Origin of the sequence: Paenibacillus pseudetheri (assembly GCF_924513355.1) — a bacterium.
GTDB classification, from domain to species: domain Bacteria; phylum Bacillota; class Bacilli; order Paenibacillales; family Paenibacillaceae; genus Paenibacillus_AQ; species Paenibacillus_AQ pseudetheri.
Genome location: NZ_CAKMAB010000043.1, coordinates 1 through 20,155, shown reverse-complemented (window position 1 = coordinate 20,155; position 20,155 = coordinate 1). Strand labels below are relative to the sequence as shown.

The window sequence follows — 20,155 nt, the reverse complement described above, 5'->3', positions numbered from 1 at the left end:
CTCCAAGTGGGGCAGGAGCTTAAAGAAGAGACCCGTGATTACACTTCGCTACGCGCTCAAGTTCTGGTTTATTTGTCGCTTGCAGATACCGTCACAGTGTTTAACTGGAGCCCTTCTACAGATAATGCGGGAGTTACGGAATATAGTCTTTACAGGGATGGGGTGTGAAAAACCCTCCTGCTCCATTTACTTGCGTACGATATTGGGGTCCATACCCAATTTAATGGGATGAACCTGCTCCCATGCTCTTCGTCATCCTTTTTCCTCCTTGCGTAACAAGGAGAATTATGCGAAATTTCAGAATGACCCGGAGGATTTCACACGCTGAAATTTCCAGTTCTAATCAGGGAATTCTGGACGATCGGAACAGGGATTTTTCGCTGATTGAACCCTCTATTTCTATTTTTAAGCATAAACACAAGATCACATACTTTCAGTAGAGCGGAATAATTCCTTACATCCGGTAGTAGTCAAGATAACGGTCGGAATTGGTATGATAGGAATTACAACAATACGGAAGGGACTGAAATGATTGATTGGAAATATGTTGGATAAGTACATTAGATATATACTTTTTACACTTGTTAGGATGATTTCAATTTAATACAATATGAAGGTAAATTGTTAAAAAAAGGGAGACGTTATTAATGACACTGGATAAATTAATAGAAATAATTGTTGAAGTACGGGAGACTCCCGAACTTAGAGATTCCATTTCTAGCGATGCTGATATCATTAATGATATCGGTATTGATTCTCTACAACTCATTAATCTGATTCTGAAAGTAGAAGATGAGTTCGATGTGGAGATCGATTTTGATGAGTTTCAGATGGATGAATTGACAAGTGTGGAGCGTTTTTTTAATTACATTAAGAGTATCCAAGAAAGGGAATTTAAGCAAAAGGATGACGCGTTGAGATGAGGGCGAAACTGGTATATGGTATTTTCGATTCTGAAAGTTTATGGAGAGAAAAAAACATAGCTTCGCTCCCTGCGATAAAATCTTACAGCGCAGATTATGTTAAACATATGGACGAGCTGTTATTTGTTTTTTGTAATAGAGATGACAAGTTGTTCACTAGACGCAAAATGAATCTAGCCCATATCCATTATTTGCGCAGTATTGGTTTTTCATTTGAAAATATTGCAGCCAGCCCCCGCCATGATGAAGAATCGCTCGAAAATATGCTTATAAAAGAGAACGTTTACATTAACGTATCTGAGATAACACCTTACTCAATTTTGGATAATACTTCACAAGTTGAGAAGAAATACACACTAAAAAATGTTTTGCCAAGCTATGAAGCAGCGGTTAGGGTAAACTCCAAATTATTTTCATATGAGATTAGCAAACAGTGGGATGCCAACTATAAAGGTGTATTATGCTATTCAGCAGATCAATTGTTAACTATTAGCCAGGATTCATTATCTAACGGCATCATAATAAAAGATTTTTTCGGAGTTTCCGGTAAAGGCAATTTGGTGGTCCATTCAAAGGGCATTTTAGAAAGCGTTTTTAGGCATATCAAGAAACAAGAAGACAGAGGGATGGCTACACAACTGATTGTGGAACCCTTTTTACAAAAAGAAACAGATTTTTCCTGCCACCTAAGCATTGATGTGAATGGCGAACCTGAGATATTGTCCGTTCAATATATCGATAACAATGGCTTAAGTTACAAAGGTTCAAGGCATGTGCACAACTCTTCCTTTATTGACAAATTGGACGCAGCAGGCTATTTTGACACCGTATTTCATGCTTGTAAGTCCATTTATAAACATGGATATCATGGGGAAGTATGTATTGATTCAATGATATTAGCAGACGGTTCAATATATCCGGTAGTTGAGATCAACGCACGCAAATCAATGGGACTTATTAATACGAAGCTGGATCATTACTTAACTCAGCATGGATATTCAAGTTACTTAACTTTCTTAGATTTACAATGGAATGCGCACTTTACGTACGAGCAATTTTTGGAGGTGCTTCATCGGAATAAACTATTATTCAGTCCAAACGAAAGAGGGGTGATCCCCTTAACTTCCAATACGGTCATGAGTAATGGTTCTTCTGGCAAAGGCAGATTATATTTATCGATACCCTATCAGCCGAACGAATCCCCTGAATATTTGTCAGACATTAAAGTATTGATGAATGAGATGAATATAAAAACATATTAGGTAAGGAGATTGACGTGTGAATGATACGAACACAATACTTTGTTCCGGAATTGCATTAGGCGTATATACTCCTGCGTTATTGTTTAAAAAAAATTTAGAAAATGAGAATAAAACGGCGGATATCGTGGCCTTGGAAAGTATTTTTTTAACCGAAAAACAGGAGCAAATACAGAGAAATAAGCTTTTGTTCCACAAGAATTTCAAGCTTGCTAAACTCGCCCACCGCCTGCCTCCTGCAATGTCGCAACAATATGATAAGCAAAAGGTTGATAACTTGCTGGAGAAGTGGATGGATGAAAAAAGATCCCACTTTACCGTCTTCTCCGGATTCTGGATTCCTTTATTGGAAGAATACATCGGTAAATCGGGCCGGGAAGATATAGCAGTGGAGTGTATTCATATGGACGCCGGCTTGTCGCCATCGTGGAAGCCTTACGCTAAATCATGTGATATATATCACAATTTCTGGATCTGGGGGGACGAATGCATCAAGACCATTCCGGCCGGCAGTGACTTTGAAATTCCTGCTTATGAGCAACGGGAGAACAGGTTGATTGTTCATGGCGGAGGATGGGGGATGGGGAATTTTAAGGAAAAAGCATCTTGTCTGGCGAACTGTGAATACGAATTGGATATCGTTAAATATGAAATGGATGAAGATGATGGATCTTACTATAGGATAGATCCGGCGTGGGTTCCATGGGAGAGCTATGAGTTTCCGCCTATGCTTTACGGTAAAGGAAGTAATCTGTCCAAGATGGACGCTCGGAATTACCACAGCATGTTGGAAATTAGCGGACGCAGTAAAGGAATTGTATCTAAACCAGGGGGAGCCACTTTATTGGATTCAATCCTTTCAGCCACACCCCTGATTATGTTAGAACCGCTGGGAGAGCATGAGCAGCGAAACGCGGAAATCTGGATGAAATATGGGTTTGGAATATCTATAGAGGATTGGGAGAAAAGCCATTTTTCCAATTCTATATTGAGTGAGCTTCACAATAATTTGCTGGAGTATCAAGAAAAAATTAAACCAATCCAGGAGGGAATGAATAATGTCACAACCAAAAACATCGAAAAAACTAGATGAGGATTGTTTAAACCGCTTGAAAAAAACGATAAAACATATGTCAATCAGCAGAAAAAGTATCATCAATGACCCTTCTTATTGTACGGACCTGCCTGTAGAGATTGGGTTGAAGCTGACTAACGGCTGCAATCTAAGGTGCAAACATTGTTTTGAGTGGAATGATGAAGGTTTTCATCGGGATATGGATCTCCAGGAACAAAAAGCTCAATTGGATATTGATATCATAAAAAAAATATTGAAGCAAACGCAATCCGTGAAGTCCAATCTCTATTTATGGGGGGGAGAGCCTCTTATCTATAATAAATGGAATGAGCTCGTTGAATTGTTAACTGAAGACCCCAGATGGACGGTACTTTGCACAAACGGTCTGCTGATTGAGAAAAAAATCGAATCACTGCTGCAAATTTCGGAGAATCTGGCCTGCTTAATCAGCCTTGAAGGATTTGAAGAAGAAAATGACCGCATTAGAGGTAAAGGAACATTCCAAAACGTAATGAGGAATATTGATCTTTTACTGGACTTACAGCGAAAAGGGATATACAAGGGAAGAGTTTCAGTTCATATGACAATAAGTGAATACATGGTTGATAAATTATATGACTTTGTCGACTTTTTTGAAAATAAGGATATAGATACGCTTTATTTAACACTCCCTTGGTATTTGCCTGAGGAAGTTTCGAACGAAATGGATCAATATTATAATAAGAACTTTAAATGGCTGGCGAATAATATTGACGAACACCATAGACATAGTTGGCACTCATTCAAATTCAATTTGGAACCTGATTTCGTTGAGCCTTTGATTCAACAGATGGAACAAATAAATCAAAAGAACTGGTCCATTAGGGTTCGCTATCAGCCTGGACTTGAAACCAATCAAGTAAAAGATTATATCGTTGGCTCAAGTGAACCAGTGCAAAATAAAGAGAAATGTTTGGCTTTGAACAGCAGAATGGATGTATTGGCGGATGGAAAAGTAACAGCATGCAAGCATTTCTCTGAACTAGCTGTCGCTGATTTAAATCTTGCCGATGATATTAAAGCCGTTTGGCAGGGTGAAGAATTTAATGAGGTCAGAAAAACGATTAATTGTGGACTAATGCCAGTATGCTCAAAATGCATCCTTCTATATTTAAACGGAAATTAATTCAGAGGAGTATTTGAAATGGAAAATACTATTCATATTGGTTTATTAGGTTGTTCTAAAATAGCCCCCTTTTCAATTTTAAATCCCGTAAAAGAAATAGATGGAATAGATGTATGCGGCATAGCCTCAAGCAGTTTTGAAAGGGCAAAGATATATGCTGATCAGCACAAAATAGAAAAGGTTTATGAAAGTTATGATGCCATCCTTAAAGATGAGCATGTGGATGTTGTCTATATCCCGCTTGCCAATCCCCAACATAAGGAGTGGGCCATTCAAGCATTAAAGCATAAAAAGCATGTCTTGGTTGAAAAACCGATCACCTTGTTCCCTGAAGAAGTTAGAGAAATCGAAAAAACTGCATCTGAGAACCATGTGCATGTTCTGGAAGCCTTAATGGTGCAGCATCATCCCTGGCAGAAAGAGCTAAAAGACATTATTAAAAGCCAAAAATACGGAAACCTAAAGAAAATTAAAACAAGGATTTCGTTTGAAATCATGGGTGGTAAATTTGAGGCGGATAATTACCGCTTCCAGCCCGAGAATGGTGGAGGCTGTTTTATAGATGAATCTTCCTATTGGCTTCAGTTCATTCAATATATGGTCGGTCTATACCCGGTAGATTATAAAGGGAGTTCCAAGTTTGACGGAGTCAATGGCTGTGACTGGAATTTTGATGCGTTTCTAACCTATGCAGAGGGTGTGCAAGCCGAATTTAATGCATCTTTTGACCGGGCCTCCAATGCAACCCATTGGTTGGAGTTCGAAAATGGGGAAATAAAGATCCATAATTTTTTTAAACCCTGTTATGGCAAATATAAAATTAAATTTAATATTCAAGATCACCAAACAGGTGAGCATTCTGTCATGGAGTTTTTACCTGAAAACTATTATGTCAATCAAATGAAGTTCTTTATAGAAGTCATTCAAGGCAAAGCAGAAAATATATCCTTAAAGGAATCGTTTGAACGGATTGATATGATGAGGAAAATATACCATTCTGCAAAAGAGACGTTAAATTCAGAGGTGGGAACAAAATGACATTGATTTCTGTACAAAATTTGACTAAACATTTTGAATACTATGAAAAGGAGCAGGGGCTGAAAAGTTCGTTCCGAAACTTGATTCACAGAAAGAAAATGGTAAAGGCAGCCGTTGAACAAGTTTCATTCGAAATCAAAAAAGGTGAGATGGTAGCTTTTCTGGGTCCAAATGGAGCAGGTAAAACTACGACTCTAAAAATGTTGTCAGGTATTTTGCATCCTTCTGAGGGCGCTGCAAGTATCATGGGATTTACCCCCTGGGAACGGAAAAATGAGTTTAAAAAAGCGATGTCCATTGTTATGGGACAAAAAAGCCAGTTGTGGTGGGATCTTCCGGCGATTGATTCCTTTTATCTTTTGAAAAATATATATGATTTAAGCGATGAGAATTACAATAATACCCTAAATGAACTGGTTGAACTATTGGATGTAAAGCATGTACTGAATATACAGGTCCGCAGGCTTTCGTTGGGGGAACGTATGAAGCTTGAGCTCATAGCAGCTTTGCTTCATAGTCCAAAGGTTCTGTTTCTTGACGAACCAACGATTGGATTGGATTTCATCTCTCAAAAGAACATTCGGGAGTTTCTGAAAAAGTATAATAGGGATACAAAAACCACTATCATACTGACCAGTCATTACATGAAGGATATAGAAGATTTATGTGACAGGAGTATTATCATTAATAAAGGCAAACTGATTTATGATGGGAAAATAAGTGAGATCCAAAGCGCTTTTCAAAGGAAAAAAAGAATGAAAATTTCGTTGTCGGAGCTTCTGGCAAGGGAACAATTTGAAAAGCTGGGTTCTATAAAAGAGTACAACGGCTATGATGTAGTACTAGAAGTGGAGAACGAACGCTTTAAAGAAATAGCCCATCTTGTATTGGAACAATATCCTGTTCAAGATCTCACAATTGAAGATATTCCACTTGAAGAAGGCATATCTCTTATGTATCAGAAAGGTGAACAAGATCAATGAAAAAGTATCTGCTGAGTTTCAATATGGGAATTCAGAATGCTATCGAATATAGATTCAACTTCTTTTTGAGTTTGATCAGCATCGTATTTCCTATTATTATTCAGACTTCCATTTGGATAGCGGCATTTAACCATTCCAGTGAGTCGACATTATACGGATATAATTTTACTCAAATGTTGCTTTATACGTTGTTAGCAGCGTTAATTTCGCGCTTGGTCGCGACAGGCATTGAATATGAGATTAATGAAGATATAAAGAACGGCGGATTAAACAAATACATAATACGTCCAATCAACTATTTTATGTATAAGCTAAGCGTGTTTATCGGCAGTAAATGTCTGCAATATATTGTATTGTCTATATTAATAGTGATCATTGTAAGTGGAGCCTCTTTTTATACAGATGAATATGAACTGGGTGTTCATAAAATCCTGGTGTCTGTTTTTATTTTGATCAGCTCATGTATTCTGAATTTTTTGATTTCATATATCATTAGCGCGATAGCTTTTTGGTTAACAGATGTCTCCTATTTATTTGTGGTCACTACTCTATTGGTCAACATTGTAAGTGGAGGTATATTTCCATTGGAGATATTCGGAAATACCGTGAATCGGATATTTGATTTTTTACCGTTCAAATATACTATTTATTTTCCCGTGAATACTCTTAACGGCAATTTATCCGGGGCTGCTATTACAAGCTCGTTGTTTATTCAATGGATGTGGATACTTGTTATCTACTTGTTAGCCAAATTGGTTTGGAGACGTGCAATGACCAGGTACATCGCCGTGGGGGGGTAATCGGAATGAGTTTAGCGCAACTACTTAAGAAATACATTAGGTTATATGCTCTTTTCATAAAAAACTCGATAATCGCACAAATGGAGTATAGAACAAATTTCATCACCGGAATATTGGTGGAGACGGCATATTTGTTTGCCAAATGCTTATATGTAATCGTAGTGTATCAAACTGATTTACATATCGGCTCCATCGGTCCTGACCAAATATTGATGTTTATCGGGACGTATACATTTTTAACAGGGATCTATTGGGGACTGTTTGGAATTAACTTTATTAAATTGCCGGAGCACATCAGAAATGGCACGCTTGAGCTGCTAATGACAAAGCCAATTTCGCTACAATTTCTAGTTACCCTGAGGCATGTTGATATGGGTCTGGCATTACCCAATATCATCGGTGGAATTATAATGATTGTCATATCATGGAATAAAGTAAATCTGGATGTTAATTTCTACAACGTGGGTGGATTCATTTTCTTTATTGTTATTGGAGTAATCATTACCTATTTCTTGTTCTTAATTCCACAAATCTTATCGTTTTGGTTTGTCAAAACGTCAGCCATTGACGATGTTTCCAATTCACTATGGGACTTCAATAATATGCCTATGACTTTATACCCTAAATGGGCGCATTTTATTGGGATGTACCTTATACCGATTTTTATCATCACCAATTTCGGACCGCTCTTTTTATATGATGAACTGAAAGTCTCAGATGTTTTCTGGGCAGCCGGTGTTCCATTTATATTGATATCCTTGATGAGATTAATGTGGAATAAAGGATTGCGTAATTATAGCAGTGCAAGCAGCTAAGCCCGCTCGAAATCAATTAAGTCCTCTCTTACTTAAAAGATCCCTTCTCTGGAAAAAGTTGGGTGAAAGGCTTATTTCTCGTATTCATATCCTCTGCTATCTTCATAACTTCTTCATAAGCTGCAAATTGGTTCTTCATAACTACAATATATAGTGTAACTATAAGGAGGAGATACAAATGAAAAAACTTTGGATTGGATTATCGGCATTGGTACTTGTTATGGGGATTGGAACCGCTGGCGCTTACGCAGCAGCAAACAATGATTATAACAACAGCGGCTTTTTTGAGAAAATGCTGCCTTTCGCAAAAGAAATGCACCCCAACCTTTCAGAGGAACAAATCAAGAAAATGCATGAAAATTGCAGTACTTCAAGCGGGACGGAAATGTCAGGAATGATGCAAAATTCTCAATATAGCAGGGGTATGATGAACTTCTAATCCGATCATGATAAGATAAGACCTCATTGATATGAGGTCTGTCTCATTTTAACAACAAAGTAGGTGATGAAGTTGGTGAAAATTTTAGTGGTGGATGATGAAGAAAATATCTTGCAGGTTATTAAGGCTTATTTGGAAAAGAATAAATATATTGTGTACGAAGCCGATACAGGAAGAGGCGCGATTCATCTTTTTGAAACCTTAAAGCCCGATCTGATCGTGCTGGATTTGATGCTTCCAGACATGACTGGAGAGGAAGTATGCAGAATGGTACGCAAATCATCGAATGTTCCGATCCTCATGCTGACTGCAAAAAGCAGTGAGGACGATATGGTGAATGGGCTCATGATTGGAGCCGATGATTATATTACTAAACCATTCAGCCCAAGAGAGCTGCTCGCTCGGGTGATTAGTCTATTAAGAAGAACCATTCAGCCGCAATTGGGGAATATGTCACTGATGTCTTATGCCCAAGGCGATTTAACTATGGATTTGGAACGATATGAGGTGAGAATTCACGAGGAGCCAGTATCTTTTACCCTTATGGAGTTCAAACTACTTGAAATTTTAGCGAAGCATCCGAAGAGAGTGTTCTCACGACTTGAACTTGTTAACCTTACTCAGGGTGATACCTATGAAGGATTCGAGCGGACCATCGATGTTCATATTAAGAATATTAGACAAAAAATTGGCGATGATCCTAAACACCCTGTTTTTATTGGCACTGTATTTGGAGTGGGGTATAAATTCTTGGTGAGTCATGATGTCTAATAGAGGCGGATTGAGCAGAAAGCTTCTTATTTCCCATGTCGGTGTGGCCCTTGCTGCGCTTCTGTCTATTGTCTTGCTTGTGAACTTGGTAATGAACATCTCGTTTAACCAATATCAGAAGAACCAGCAGCAGACAGAAATACAAAGTTTACTGGACGATTTAGAAGACGCTTATAATGTGTCTACCGGCCACTGGAATACAAACGTTTGGATGACCATTTCGCACCAAGCGATGATTAGTGATTATATGGTTCGTGTTTATGATCGAGACCGTCGCTTGATTTGGGATACTAGTCAAATGGGCAGGCAGATACAAGTGAATTCCCAGTCTGCGCAAGACACCATTAAAAAAACAATCGTAAAAGGAAATCAGCAGGTAGGAACATTGGAATTTCTACCAGTGAAAGAAACGTCGCAAAGTCTGAATCAGAAATTTCTGAGAATGTTTAATACCTTATTATGGGCCGCAATGATACTCGTAATTGTCGGGACGTATCTGTTCAGCCGGTATATGGCCAAAAGCATTAGCCAACCTCTCCTAGAGATTAAAGATATCGCTTCGAAAATGAGGGAGGGGGATCTCAGCTCCCGGGTTGAAATGTTAAACCAGAATACAGAAATTGATGACGTGGGGCGTACACTCAATCATTTGGCTGATGGATTGGAGAAGCAAGAACAATTAAGGAAATCACTGACCGCTGATGTGGCACATGAGTTGCGAACACCCTTAACAACAATTCAAAGCCATTTGGAAGCCTTTCAGGATGGCATTTGGGAACCGACGCCGGATAAACTACAAGTGTGCCATGATCAAGTCCTGCGACTTGTCAGGCTTATCAGTGATTTGGAAAATCTGGCTGCTGTAGAGAATCCAATGGTTCAGCTTATAACGGAGATCGTCTCACTTAACGAAATCGTTGATGAGTCTTTAAATTCGGTATCCAGCCAGTTTGGGCAGGTAAGACTTTCAGCTGACCTGATAAGTACAAGTGACGTTTGGATCACTGGGGACCGTTCGCGCCTCCTTCAGGTTTTTGTAAATCTGATAAGCAATGCTTTCAAATACACGAGTTCTGGAAGTGTTCATATTGAAGTGTTAAAAGAGAAAGCAGAAGGCGTCGTTATCGTTTCCGATACCGGAATGGGAATATCTAAAGATGAACTCCCCTATATCTTTGAACGTTTTTACCGCGGAGAGAAGTCAAGGAACCGGAAAACTGGCGGAGCCGGAATAGGACTTGCGGTTGTTAAAGCCATAGTGGATGCACATGCCGGTTCTATTCATGTTGAAAGTGAGATAGAAAAAGGAACTACCGTTCGTGTTCGTCTTCCATTAATTCGATGAAAGGATGAGAGAAAATGATGATGGGTTATGGCTCTGGATTTGGAATATTTGGATTAGTCATCAATTTTTTACTGATCGTAGGTGTAATCTATTTGGTGATAAAATGGGTTAGGGGAGATGGGAACTCACGATTTATTGACAATACTCCAGGAAGAATCTTGGATGAACGCTTTGCAAGAGGTGAAATCACGGAGGAAGAATATTACCGGATGAAGAGCATTTTGCGGGATTAAAAATCTTAAGGGAGATACGGAAACAAGGAGCCCTTCACTCTGTGAACGGCTCTTCAGACAGGGCTATAAAATACAGTAAGTTAGAATCGACTGAAGAGGTCGATAAAATGTATCAATCTAATTGAAGAAAATATCGTTAATTTCAAGCCTGAGCCTTTTGATTGGGATTGGGATAATAATGATGACTGAGAAGTGGGGTCACGTTAATTTTTCGTTAGTCGAGGTTAACGTTATTGTTATCTAAGCTGACACATTCCTAATAGCCACTTAAATGCCCGAAATCCACATTCCTTCTTACCATGAATAACAAACCTAATTAATGGTAAAAGAATGTGGAATGGATTGAAGGATATGTTGATGGAATTAATAACAATGTAGATAACTTTGTGTCATTGTTGTCATGGGACAAGAACATAGTCCTATAAGAACCCGAGCCCCGCGCGGTTTTTGTATTTTAAGGGATCAAGTTCTTGTCCTTTACTCCAGACAAAAACTTGATCCCTTAGCCGTTAATGGACAGGAACATGGTCCTATTACTGATTCGATAATCATCAAATAAGCTTGGAATTAATTACCTATTTCCTCATATTCGTTCCCAAAGGTCATCTGGGATACCTCCATTATTCAATTTATTACAACAGTCTATTCATGAAAAATACTGTATAGTAAATTACAAGTTTTATTGAAAAAGCATTGATAGTACTATATTTTTATATTTTGTGTCACATTATATAGAGGACTCTCGTTTCCTTTGAATAGAACGTCCTTTTTTTATTGTGAATTTATGTAGGAGACAGGAGGCGGATGAAGTTGTTTTATCATGTATATTGTCCAGATGGAGTTCAGAGTAAATATCGTAATAGTGTTTGATGATGAGAAGATCGCAGTTATTCCGTTGACTGAATCTTTTAGCTGCATAATCTTTCAACGAACTCTTCTTTATATTTTTGCATTCATTCATATTTTATATATATATATTACATTTTAATGAATGTTAACGTTTATGACTATAAAATACCAAATCCAGTGGATAATATTCATCTGGAATCGATTCGAAAAGATCTAAAGAAGTAAATCAACTGTCAATCATTCAGCCTTGGCTATGGCTTAAATGAAATGGATCTCTTTCTTATATTTCAACAGCTTCTGAATCCCTTCCGAAATCCTCTGTACTCCGTCTTCAATTCTGTCGTCCCCGACTTGAGATACACTCAAACGTACAACGGATTCATTCCGAAATTCAGGCAGGTACATGTTTCCCGCATCCTGCACGTATACATTTTCCAGGTTTATCCGCATCGGTAATCAATACAAGCTCCTATCTCATGAATGTGGTATGGGAATTGCATCCGGTAATCCCGCAGCATCCGCCGGCAAGGATTTCATCCCAACACAAGCATGGATGGAAATGGATAACCCGCAAATCATTCTGGAGACGGTAAAGGTGTACGAAGGCTTGGGTAAAGCAATAATTCTCAGGTTTTTCAACCCGTTCAGTCATGCCATAGAACAGAGGGTTAAATTTAATTTTGTTTTCACGAAAATAGAGGAAACGAACCTCAAAGAGGAAGCAACCGGCCATATTACAGCAGATAAAGGATACATCCGAATAATGATTCAACCTTTCGCCGTCAAGACCTATAAAGTGCAATTAGCTTAAATATGGAGCGTGTAAAAAATGGACTATTGCCGGATTGCGGGAGTGGATACGCCTTTATCGAGGATTGGGCTGGGTTGCGGTTCTTTGTTCAGCAGCAATACTTGGGGGTATCAAGACCCGCAGCAGTCTCATGAAACCATAATATCGGCTTTGCGGGAAGGCGTGAATTTTTTTGATACGGCAGAGTCGTATGCCTCCGGCTGGGCAGAAGAATTACTGAGAACAACGATCAGACAGAATATCGCCAGGCATCAGGTGGTTATTGCCACTAAAGCCAGCGGTGGACATTTGTCTGAATATTCGATGGAATCTGCCTGTGACGCTTCTCTTTGCAGATTGAAAACGGATTATATCGATCTTTATCAAGTTCACTGGCCTGCCGAGAACATCCCTGTTGCCGAAACATTGGGTGCCCTGCAGAAGTTGAAGGAAAAGGGTAAAATCCGCAGCTATGGAGTGTGCAATTTTGGAGCTTCGCTGCTCACTCAAATCCCTGATGTTTGTATGCCTTCGACCAATCAGCTTCCGTATAACCTGTTATGGAGAGCTATAGAGACCGGGTTGCAAAGTTTGTGTGCTGGAAAAGGAATAGGCATTATTACGTATTCGTCGCTCGCCCAAGGATTGCTGACGGGGAAGTTTCAGAATGCCAATGCAGTTCCTGGCAATAGGGCGCGTACGCGACTATTCTCCAGTGATAGGGAGAGAGCAAGACATCATGAGCCGGGGTTTGAACATCTTGTTTTTCTGACCTTGGACCAATTGAAGGAACTCAGCCGGGAATCCGGAATCTCCATGGCCCATCTTTCCCTGGCCTGGCTATTATCTTTCAAAGGGATAACCAGCGTTCTTGTGGGTGCAAGATCATCCGGACAAATTAAAGCCAATGCAGATGCGAGCGAGATACATTTAAGACCCGAGACCCAGCGGCGTTTGGAGGAAATCACCCACCCGTTGAAAACCGCAACGGGTGGGAATGTTGATTTATGGCAAACAGAATCAAGAATCATATAGGGAAAGGATAACCCATGAAAACAAATGAAAAGAAACTATTTGCTTCTGGTGTTTATATTCGGCAAGAACAAGAATCTGACTTTAACGAGATCAGCCACATCGTTGATATGGATTCCAAACAGTGGAAGAGTATTGAATTCAATAAGTCATGGGTGATTGAGCATATTCGAAGCTCCCCCTTTTACATACCGGAATTGGCTTTTATCGCACACGCCGATGATGAGCTGGCTGGTTACTTGATGTTCAGCAAGTTGATCATTAGGGAGAACGGGATCCCCCATGACTCGCTTCTGCTTGGCCCTTTGGCTATTGCCCCGGCATTTCAGAAAAAGGGAATAGCAAGAAAAATGATCGAATACGGCTTGCAGGCGGCGGGAGAACATGGCTACGCAACAGTATTTGTATGCGGACATGCGGATTTCTATCAAGAGATGGGTTTTGTTCCGCATGTGGGAATAGTAGGGGGGAATAAAGATGAAGCGGTATTGGCATATGAGTTAGTTGATGGAGCATTATCCGAAATTAGCGGGCAGATGGAACCTTTTGAGCTTCTACATGACAGTCTGAAAGAGGTGAGCCGTAATGAATAATTTCAAAGTCATCAGTCTGGATATGTTTCAAACCTTGGTCAATTTGGATAACCGGACATTAAAAATGTGGGAGGAGATTCTGGGGGATCCATATAATGTAGCGACTGCACAGAAGTACCAGTCTATGCTGCTTGCTCATTATTTTGATATTGTGTCACGTATCCGAACTGAACAGACATTTGTACTGACGAAAGAAATTTACAAAGAATGTTTTGAACGGGTTTTTGCCGAGTTGAATATGACGTATGATAGTTCCGCTGCAGTAAGTATATTGGTGCATGAACATACAAAAGCGGAATTTTACAAGGAGACCCTGGATTTTATTGAATATATTACTGCTAAATATGAGGTTTGTATTGTAAGTGATACGGACGAAGATATGCTGCCGCCATTTTACGGGGAGTATAGGATTCGTCTCTTTGCTTCGGAATCCTATAAATCATACAAGAACGACCACAACAATATGATGTTTCAGGAGATTATCAAAATGTACGGAGTAGAACCTGGGCAAATTATCCATATTGGTGATACCCCCTCGGATATTCTGGGTGCACAGAGGGCGGGGATTCAGGCCTGCTGGATCAATAGAAAACAGCAATCTTGGAACCAGGAGCAGGCTCCGGACTATACAGTCTATACCTTGGATGAAATAACAAATATTCTATAAATGAGAGGGTGCAGGATTTGCAGAGACTATGATCGTTGCATGCCCTCTTTTTTTGCGGTAAAACTTACCGTTTTAAACAGCGCGGTGAACCGTATCATAAGTAGGGCGAAATTTCTTCAGATATTCATGCAGGAACAACTTTATAAGGGCTGTTCAAAAGTCATTTTAAGCCTCTATTTAACAGAAAATTGTTCAAAAGTGGCCTCATTCTCCCATGGATTTTGAGGCCGTTTTTGAGTTAGTTCCCATCCCTACAAACAAAGTTGGACAACTCAACATAATAGCAAAAATGGAAAGATTACGAAGGATCCTACAAAGCCGGATGGAACTCTACGAAAGTTATTGGATGTCTCTAAACTGCATTAGCTAGGTTGGCAGGTAAAAACGAAGTTGAGAGATGGAATTCAGTTCACTTACCATAACTATCTGCAAAATTTGTAATGAGTATAGGAGTGTTTCAAAATGAATAGATTTGCGGTGATAATGGCGGGTGGCGGAGGAACACGCTTCTGGCCGTTATCCAGACAGAATAAGCCCAAACAGCTCCTAAATCTTAGCGGTAACGATATTATGATTAACGACACAATTCTCCGATACGAGGGCATAATCTCGGTTGAGAGCACCATGATTGTGACCAACCAAACTCAGGCTTCACTTGTTGAAGAAATATTATTGGACAAAGTTCCTCGCAATAATATTTTACGGGAGCCGGTCGGTAAGAATACAGCAGCATGTATTTTATATGCTGCTTTGGTCTTGGATAAATTGTATAAGGATTGCGTAATGGTCGTACTCCCCTCTGACCACTATATTACGAACGAAGAAAGCTTTAGGGCGGTATTGGACAAGGCTTGTCTTATTGCAGAAGAGAAGGACAAACTGATCACAATTGGAATTAAGCCGACCTTTCCATCAACGGGATATGGCTATATTAACTTTAATAAAAGCAATTTATTAGACGAAGCGTTCGATGTGTTGGAATTCGTCGAGAAGCCGAATTTCGAGAAAGCCAAGATGTACTTTGAATCCGGGAATTACGTGTGGAATAGCGGCATGTTCGTGTGGAAGACGAGTATTATTATCGAGAACTTCCGCAGATATCTTCCTAGATTGTACAAGAGCTTTATGCAAGTGTATGAGCATCTAGGGACAGATAAGGAATGGGAAGCTATTTCGGAGATATATCCCTCTCTGCAGAATATATCTATCGATTACGGGATTCTTGAGAGAAGTGATGAAGTCATTATCGTTCCCGGGGACTTTGGCTGGAATGACGTTGGAAGCTGGGACGCACTTGGAAGTATCTTCTCGCCGGACGACGAAGGAAATATCGTGAAAGCCAAGCATCTCGGCCTCAGAACCAAGAATAGCATTGTCTTTGGAGACGAACGATTAATCGCAACAATCGGTGTGGATAATCTAATTATCGCGGAAACAAGCGATGCCTTACTTATCTGTTCCAAAGATAATGCCCAAGAAGTTAAGAGCATGGTAGATATGCTCAAGGAGCTAGGTATGAATGAGTATATCTAACAGGACTCTAGAAAGCAAAAATTAAGAAAATCCGAAAATATGGATTATCTAAAATTATCTATAAAGCTTATAAAGTAATTACGTATCGTTATTACATGAGAAGGCTGAATGCGTTAATAGAGCCAAGTGCGGCTGATATAAGGCTTGATGTTATGGGCTTTTGAAATTCAGGTTAAATAAGTGTTAGAGTTAAGCCGTATACCCTAGCCGCTATATATAAAATATTAGTAAAAATCGCCATTACTCCATGCCTGAAGATCAACTTATTCATTTTCAAGATACGATTCAATGGATATTGGAGAGCGATCAATGCGCGCGGTCAACAAACACCTCACCCCTTAATAAGGTTCTACACTTTTATTCCTGGACCAGCATTCACCAATATTCAATACTTTTTATATTTTCGTCGTGAAAATTCAGAACAGCCGCACCTTATTGCCGGTTTACTCTCAATTTAGTAATTTTATGTATCAGATCTATCTCCCATTTTGTAATAAAGATGAGGGGCGCTGGGGCACAGATAAAAGAATGAAGTTGGTTGCGTATCCGTCAGGTTTTGAGTTTGATTCTGATTACCCTTTTGAAGTCCAATGTGAACCTGTAGATCTATCCAGTTGCGAGAGATCTAGGGAAAAGAAGATGGAAATTACTCTCTCGTATGACAAATGGATAGAAGTAACAAAGGAATACCAAGCTGAACGCTTTCAAAAGTTAAAATTCGATTACTTACTATTGGGTAGATTATTCGGAAATGAGGATGGAGTAGCCATGTTTCAAAAACCCATGTCAGAATTATTTATCGAAGGTTTTCAAGGCATAAGTAGATCAAAACCAAGAAAAAGTCTTAGTACCTGGTCAAAAGGTCATTCGAGGAACAAATGTATCCAATTCCAGTGTTTTTGAGAATCAGATAATTTTATTGTTACATAAAATTCTGCATGAAAACTACGTATTCTAGTTGATTATCCTATTGTCTTCCTAGGTAATAATAAACGTATAACACCTGATATTGTTGTATTACGGGATAATACTATTCAATTAATAATGGAATTGAAAATAGATTTGGGTTATTTAAGAACTGATTTAACTGAGCTACAAAAAAATGTGTAGAACACCTTTATGATTATGAGGCATTCTTCGGTCCATCATTCTCATATGCCAACTCTTCAAGAACTAGAGATCAAAAGCGGGCGCACTGCCGATAAGATTTATAAGGAATTTAAAGAACTGGTCGATGAAGATTATATCGAATGGGAGCTAAACTCCGCCTTAGAGAGTGCCGTAATCATAGAAGGTTGGGAACGTCCTGATCCGAGATTCAAAACCTCTCAGACATGTGCACACGAGGTAGGGTGGGGCTTGGATGGAGGTAATATCGAATACTGGACTAAGTATTAGGAGGATGCAATAGTGAGAAAAAAACTAGAAGGAAATGGTCTTTGGGAGAGTAGCCGAATGATCATGCCTGAACTCGGACAACGCATAATTGCAGATCATCGGAATCAAGAGATTCGCTACAAACCCGAGCTTGATCCACAATCATGGGATGAAATCCATCAAATTGTGGCTAAGTCAATTGAGGATCATAGTGCGATTGCATTAACTATGTTCGACCCTGTTGAGAATATAGTGATGGTAGGAATTGCTACAAAGATCGATAAAAATTTGAATCAAATCAAAATGAGATGGCCAAACGATGACTATGATTGGATCAAAATAGATAATAGTATTAGCGCTAATGTATAGCAGATATCTTATTGATAAAATAAATGATCCCGATGCCTATAAATTGATTATCTAATAATATTTTCGAAGGATAATAGTATACTAATGTATATTTTAATAGATGAATGCTTATATTATTATATGAATAGGGATAAAACTGCTAGAAAGAAGCCTGTACTCTTTATGAGTACAGGTTTCTTTCTGCATCTATAATTCGCTAAGGTAACGTTCAGAGTTATCTTGTGAAAAATAATTTAGGCATTAATCCATTTAATAACAACTAAGTTTTGCATTATCAAACTATCATACAAGAAGGCCTGCCTATATCGTACGCAGGAAGGTCATTTATTTGTTTGTTCTCATAGGTATGTGATCTTTGTTAATGTAGTTAACCAGTCAATGGCTTATTAAACATCGCAGAGTATGTTGCCTTACCCAATAAAATAGAGCTAATGACTAATGCTGGTAGAAAGTTTAACCTGGAGGATTTGAACATATATGCAACAACCCGCCAGGCTTGTACTTGGCGGGTTGTTTATAACAGCTTAATATTAATTATTCAACAGATTCATTTGAGATTATGCCCAATTCATCTGCTTTTTCTTTTACGCTTTGTTCAATTTCTTCTTTTTGATCTTGAGTTAGGGTATCAATTAGTTCTTGTCTCTCTAAAGTTAATGTAAAAGTACTTGGTAGGTTGCTGTTAGTCCAATAGTTAAGTCCACGTTGTATTGCAATTTGATCTTTAGGATCATCGAAATAAGAAGAGGCCCATCCAATATGAGCAGTACCAGAATATATTTGATACACTCCAGCTGCAGTCTTTAAAACATTTTCTGAGAAGCCAGCTGCTCTTCCTACATAACCATAATGAATATTACCGAGATCTTCACCAGTTGTGACTAGACCCCCAAAAAGCCATTTTTTACTGTATCCATAAGGTAATTTATAATCCCAAGGAGCTCCCGATTTGACTTTGGCTACGAATTCTTCGCCAGTCATAAGAGGATACGTTCCAAAGTCATGTTGTTCAGTGTATGCATAATATGCAATATATGCTGCATTGCTGCGCATTTTCCCTGAGAACTCGGAAGTGATATTCTCTACCGGATCCTCATAAGGTGTAATATCTGCTGCAAGGACACTAGTAGAAACCGACAATAAAAACACAATGGACAGTAGAATGGATTTTATACCTTTTTTAACATAAACCTCCTATAATTAGAAATATTTGGAACTAAAATTATAGTTTACATTGAAAACTATGATAAGTAAAGTTAAATTTGGGTAAATTAGTTATAATAGAATATAGAAAGGTAAAGGAGGACGCAAATTGAATAAAACTAGATTAATAGCCGTAATACTATCACTTATCAGTTGGTTCTGTTTTTTAACTATGAACTCCACTTTCAATTCTATGTATTTTTATTATTATTTATTAATTCCGACTGTATTATCTTTTATTTTAGGTGTTGTAAGTTTCTATAAAATAACAGGCAAGTCGTTATTTTTTCTTTCTCTATTTTCAATAATACTCAGCCTAGCACTAGGAATATTATTGAGCGTATTGCTAATGGTTGGTGAAATAATAGAGCTAAATTGAATTAATACATGCTCGTTATATTAATTTAAACAATAACCCAAAACAGAACCCCACTAAGTAAGCTAGACGGGGTTCTTATGATCTCCGCAGAATGCCACCAACGCAAGACTTTTTCAGAACGAAAAGTCTAATATAATAGCTAGTAATGTGGAAAAAATCGAAAAACAAATTATTTAAACCAATTTTGTCCAATGACACAAAAGTACCCACATAACTTATTTCAGAAGAGCTTGTTAAATCAGGCTTTTCTTTTTTTATGTAGGCACATTTGTGTTAAAGAAAAATGCACAAATGTGCCTACATTATCGTTATTAGACACAAAGTTACCTACATTGTGGCGAATGTTGGTTTATGTAAAAAGCAATCTTGATAATGCAGAATTTTAGTTGTACTTCATTAAGCTATACCAGCTAATAGGCTGTCAATATTTAATAATAAATGAACGGAATGAAGGATGTTATACTGGAAAAAGGGTACAACAAATAACCGTCCCACAATATTTGGGAAGGGTTTCCTC

The 20,155-nt window shown here is 38.6% G+C and carries 23 protein-coding genes; 21 read left to right on the top strand and 2 right to left on the bottom strand.

Annotated features, from left to right (window positions below; all coding sequences use genetic code 11):
- The first annotated feature begins 6 nt into the window (after window positions 1–6).
- From L1028_RS26020 to L1028_RS25960, 13 genes are all read left to right on the top strand, one after another.
- The gene (locus L1028_RS26020) at window positions 7–168 is read left to right on the top strand and encodes a hypothetical protein (RefSeq protein ID WP_234540871.1); all 162 of its coding nucleotides are present in this window, start codon (window positions 7–9) and stop codon (window positions 166–168) included.
- A 479-nt stretch (window positions 169–647) separates the two neighbouring features.
- Complete coding sequence (locus tag L1028_RS26015) at window positions 648–923, top strand: acyl carrier protein (RefSeq protein WP_234540870.1); 276 nt, start codon at window positions 648–650, stop codon at window positions 921–923.
- Complete coding sequence (locus tag L1028_RS26010; protein WP_234540869.1) at window positions 920–2,185, top strand: ATP-grasp domain-containing protein; 1,266 nt, start codon at window positions 920–922, stop codon at window positions 2,183–2,185. Before L1028_RS26015 ends, L1028_RS26010 begins: the two co-directional genes overlap by 4 nt.
- 16 nt (window positions 2,186–2,201) lie before the next feature.
- Window positions 2,202–3,275 carry a hypothetical protein gene (locus L1028_RS26005; protein WP_234540868.1) on the top strand — a complete coding sequence of 358 codons (1,074 nt, stop codon included), beginning with the start codon at window positions 2,202–2,204 and terminating at the stop codon, window positions 3,273–3,275.
- A complete protein-coding gene (locus tag L1028_RS26000; protein WP_234540867.1) occupies window positions 3,241–4,422 on the top strand; it encodes a radical SAM protein in 1,182 nt (393 codons plus the stop codon). The genes L1028_RS26005 and L1028_RS26000 overlap by 35 nt, the downstream gene beginning before the upstream one ends.
- 18 nt (window positions 4,423–4,440) lie before the next feature.
- Complete coding sequence (locus L1028_RS25995; protein WP_234540866.1) at window positions 4,441–5,460, top strand: Gfo/Idh/MocA family protein; 1,020 nt, start codon at window positions 4,441–4,443, stop codon at window positions 5,458–5,460.
- Window positions 5,457–6,443: an ABC transporter ATP-binding protein gene (locus tag L1028_RS25990; protein WP_234540865.1), complete on the top strand. Its 987-nt coding sequence runs from the start codon at window positions 5,457–5,459 to the stop codon at window positions 6,441–6,443. Before L1028_RS25995 ends, L1028_RS25990 begins: the two co-directional genes overlap by 4 nt.
- The gene (locus L1028_RS25985; RefSeq protein WP_234540864.1) at window positions 6,440–7,243 is read left to right on the top strand and encodes an ABC transporter permease; all 804 of its coding nucleotides are present in this window, start codon (window positions 6,440–6,442) and stop codon (window positions 7,241–7,243) included. The genes L1028_RS25990 and L1028_RS25985 overlap by 4 nt, the downstream gene beginning before the upstream one ends.
- Window positions 7,244–7,248: 5 nt before the next feature.
- Entirely contained in the window at window positions 7,249–8,058 is an 810-nt protein-coding gene (locus L1028_RS25980; RefSeq protein ID WP_234540863.1) for an ABC transporter permease, read from the top strand.
- Between the two features lie 178 nt (window positions 8,059–8,236).
- On the top strand, window positions 8,237–8,497 hold the full coding sequence (locus tag L1028_RS25975; RefSeq protein WP_234540862.1) for an FAD/FMN-containing dehydrogenase: 261 nt from the start codon (window positions 8,237–8,239) through the stop codon (window positions 8,495–8,497).
- Window positions 8,498–8,563: 66 nt separating this feature from the next.
- The gene (locus L1028_RS25970) at window positions 8,564–9,268 is read left to right on the top strand and encodes a response regulator transcription factor (protein WP_234540861.1); all 705 of its coding nucleotides are present in this window, start codon (window positions 8,564–8,566) and stop codon (window positions 9,266–9,268) included.
- A complete protein-coding gene (locus L1028_RS25965; RefSeq protein ID WP_234540860.1) occupies window positions 9,258–10,613 on the top strand; it encodes a sensor histidine kinase in 1,356 nt (451 codons plus the stop codon). The genes L1028_RS25970 and L1028_RS25965 overlap by 11 nt, the downstream gene beginning before the upstream one ends.
- A gap of 14 nt (window positions 10,614–10,627) precedes the next feature.
- A complete protein-coding gene (locus L1028_RS25960; RefSeq protein WP_234540859.1) occupies window positions 10,628–10,846 on the top strand; it encodes an SHOCT domain-containing protein in 219 nt (72 codons plus the stop codon).
- Between the two features lie 1,107 nt (window positions 10,847–11,953).
- Here L1028_RS25960 and L1028_RS25955 read toward each other — a convergent pair.
- Window positions 11,954–12,100, bottom strand: coding sequence for a hypothetical protein (locus L1028_RS25955; RefSeq protein ID WP_234540858.1), 147 nt, complete (start codon window positions 12,098–12,100; stop codon window positions 11,954–11,956).
- Window positions 12,101–12,182: 82 nt separating this feature from the next.
- On the opposite strand from L1028_RS25955, the gene L1028_RS25950 reads away from it, so the two are divergent.
- From L1028_RS25950 to L1028_RS25915, 8 genes are all read left to right on the top strand, one after another.
- Window positions 12,183–12,506 (top strand): glycosyl hydrolase-related protein, encoded by a 324-nt coding sequence (locus L1028_RS25950; RefSeq protein ID WP_234540856.1) that lies wholly within the window; start codon window positions 12,183–12,185, stop codon window positions 12,504–12,506.
- A gap of 18 nt (window positions 12,507–12,524) precedes the next feature.
- Window positions 12,525–13,520, top strand: a complete 996-nt coding sequence (locus tag L1028_RS25945) for an aldo/keto reductase (RefSeq protein WP_234540854.1) — start codon at window positions 12,525–12,527, stop codon at window positions 13,518–13,520.
- A 14-nt stretch (window positions 13,521–13,534) separates the two neighbouring features.
- Window positions 13,535–14,110, top strand: coding sequence for a GNAT family N-acetyltransferase (locus L1028_RS25940; RefSeq protein WP_234540853.1), 576 nt, complete (start codon window positions 13,535–13,537; stop codon window positions 14,108–14,110).
- Window positions 14,103–14,777: an HAD family hydrolase gene (locus L1028_RS25935; protein WP_234540852.1), complete on the top strand. Its 675-nt coding sequence runs from the start codon at window positions 14,103–14,105 to the stop codon at window positions 14,775–14,777. The genes L1028_RS25940 and L1028_RS25935 overlap by 8 nt, the downstream gene beginning before the upstream one ends.
- A 462-nt stretch (window positions 14,778–15,239) precedes the next feature.
- Window positions 15,240–16,310, top strand: a complete 1,071-nt coding sequence (locus L1028_RS25930) for a mannose-1-phosphate guanylyltransferase (RefSeq protein WP_234540851.1) — start codon at window positions 15,240–15,242, stop codon at window positions 16,308–16,310.
- 408 nt (window positions 16,311–16,718) lie between these two features.
- Complete coding sequence (locus L1028_RS25925) at window positions 16,719–17,213, top strand: hypothetical protein (protein WP_234540850.1); 495 nt, start codon at window positions 16,719–16,721, stop codon at window positions 17,211–17,213.
- 252 nt (window positions 17,214–17,465) lie between these two features.
- Window positions 17,466–17,708, top strand: coding sequence for a hypothetical protein (locus tag L1028_RS25920; protein ID WP_234540849.1), 243 nt, complete (start codon window positions 17,466–17,468; stop codon window positions 17,706–17,708).
- Between the two features lie 12 nt (window positions 17,709–17,720).
- Window positions 17,721–18,056, top strand: a complete 336-nt coding sequence (locus tag L1028_RS25915; protein ID WP_234540848.1) for a YolD-like family protein — start codon at window positions 17,721–17,723, stop codon at window positions 18,054–18,056.
- A gap of 534 nt (window positions 18,057–18,590) precedes the next feature.
- Here the strand turns inward: L1028_RS25915 and L1028_RS25910 are convergent.
- Window positions 18,591–19,205 (bottom strand): polymorphic toxin type 44 domain-containing protein, encoded by a 615-nt coding sequence (locus L1028_RS25910; protein ID WP_234540847.1) that lies wholly within the window; start codon window positions 19,203–19,205, stop codon window positions 18,591–18,593.
- Window positions 19,206–20,155 lie beyond the last annotated feature (950 nt).

Excerpts from the sequence above, each read along its gene's own strand:
- L1028_RS25955 (WP_234540858.1), bottom strand. The coding sequence starts at position 12,100 with ATGTACCTGCCTGAATTTCGGAATGAATCCGTTGTACGTTTGAGTGTA.
- L1028_RS25965 (WP_234540860.1), top strand. The coding sequence starts at position 9,258 with ATGATGTCTAATAGAGGCGGATTGAGCAGAAAGCTTCTTATTTCCCAT.
- L1028_RS25945 (WP_234540854.1), top strand. The coding sequence starts at position 12,525 with ATGGACTATTGCCGGATTGCGGGAGTGGATACGCCTTTATCGAGGATT.
- L1028_RS25990 (WP_234540865.1), top strand. The coding sequence starts at position 5,457 with ATGACATTGATTTCTGTACAAAATTTGACTAAACATTTTGAATACTAT.
- L1028_RS25980 (WP_234540863.1), top strand. The coding sequence starts at position 7,249 with ATGAGTTTAGCGCAACTACTTAAGAAATACATTAGGTTATATGCTCTT.
- L1028_RS25930 (WP_234540851.1), top strand. The coding sequence starts at position 15,240 with ATGAATAGATTTGCGGTGATAATGGCGGGTGGCGGAGGAACACGCTTC.
- L1028_RS25975 (WP_234540862.1), top strand. The coding sequence starts at position 8,237 with ATGAAAAAACTTTGGATTGGATTATCGGCATTGGTACTTGTTATGGGG.
- L1028_RS25950 (WP_234540856.1), top strand. The coding sequence starts at position 12,183 with ATGGGAATTGCATCCGGTAATCCCGCAGCATCCGCCGGCAAGGATTTC.
- L1028_RS25995 (WP_234540866.1), top strand. The coding sequence starts at position 4,441 with ATGGAAAATACTATTCATATTGGTTTATTAGGTTGTTCTAAAATAGCC.
- L1028_RS26000 (WP_234540867.1), top strand. The coding sequence starts at position 3,241 with ATGTCACAACCAAAAACATCGAAAAAACTAGATGAGGATTGTTTAAAC.
- L1028_RS26010 (WP_234540869.1), top strand. The coding sequence starts at position 920 with ATGAGGGCGAAACTGGTATATGGTATTTTCGATTCTGAAAGTTTATGG.
- L1028_RS25940 (WP_234540853.1), top strand. The coding sequence starts at position 13,535 with ATGAAAACAAATGAAAAGAAACTATTTGCTTCTGGTGTTTATATTCGG.
- L1028_RS26015 (WP_234540870.1), top strand. The coding sequence starts at position 648 with ATGACACTGGATAAATTAATAGAAATAATTGTTGAAGTACGGGAGACT.
- L1028_RS25920 (WP_234540849.1), top strand. The coding sequence starts at position 17,466 with ATGCCAACTCTTCAAGAACTAGAGATCAAAAGCGGGCGCACTGCCGAT.
- L1028_RS25960 (WP_234540859.1), top strand. The coding sequence starts at position 10,628 with ATGATGATGGGTTATGGCTCTGGATTTGGAATATTTGGATTAGTCATC.
- L1028_RS25935 (WP_234540852.1), top strand. The coding sequence starts at position 14,103 with ATGAATAATTTCAAAGTCATCAGTCTGGATATGTTTCAAACCTTGGTC.
- L1028_RS25970 (WP_234540861.1), top strand. The coding sequence starts at position 8,564 with ATGAAGTTGGTGAAAATTTTAGTGGTGGATGATGAAGAAAATATCTTG.
- L1028_RS25985 (WP_234540864.1), top strand. The coding sequence starts at position 6,440 with ATGAAAAAGTATCTGCTGAGTTTCAATATGGGAATTCAGAATGCTATC.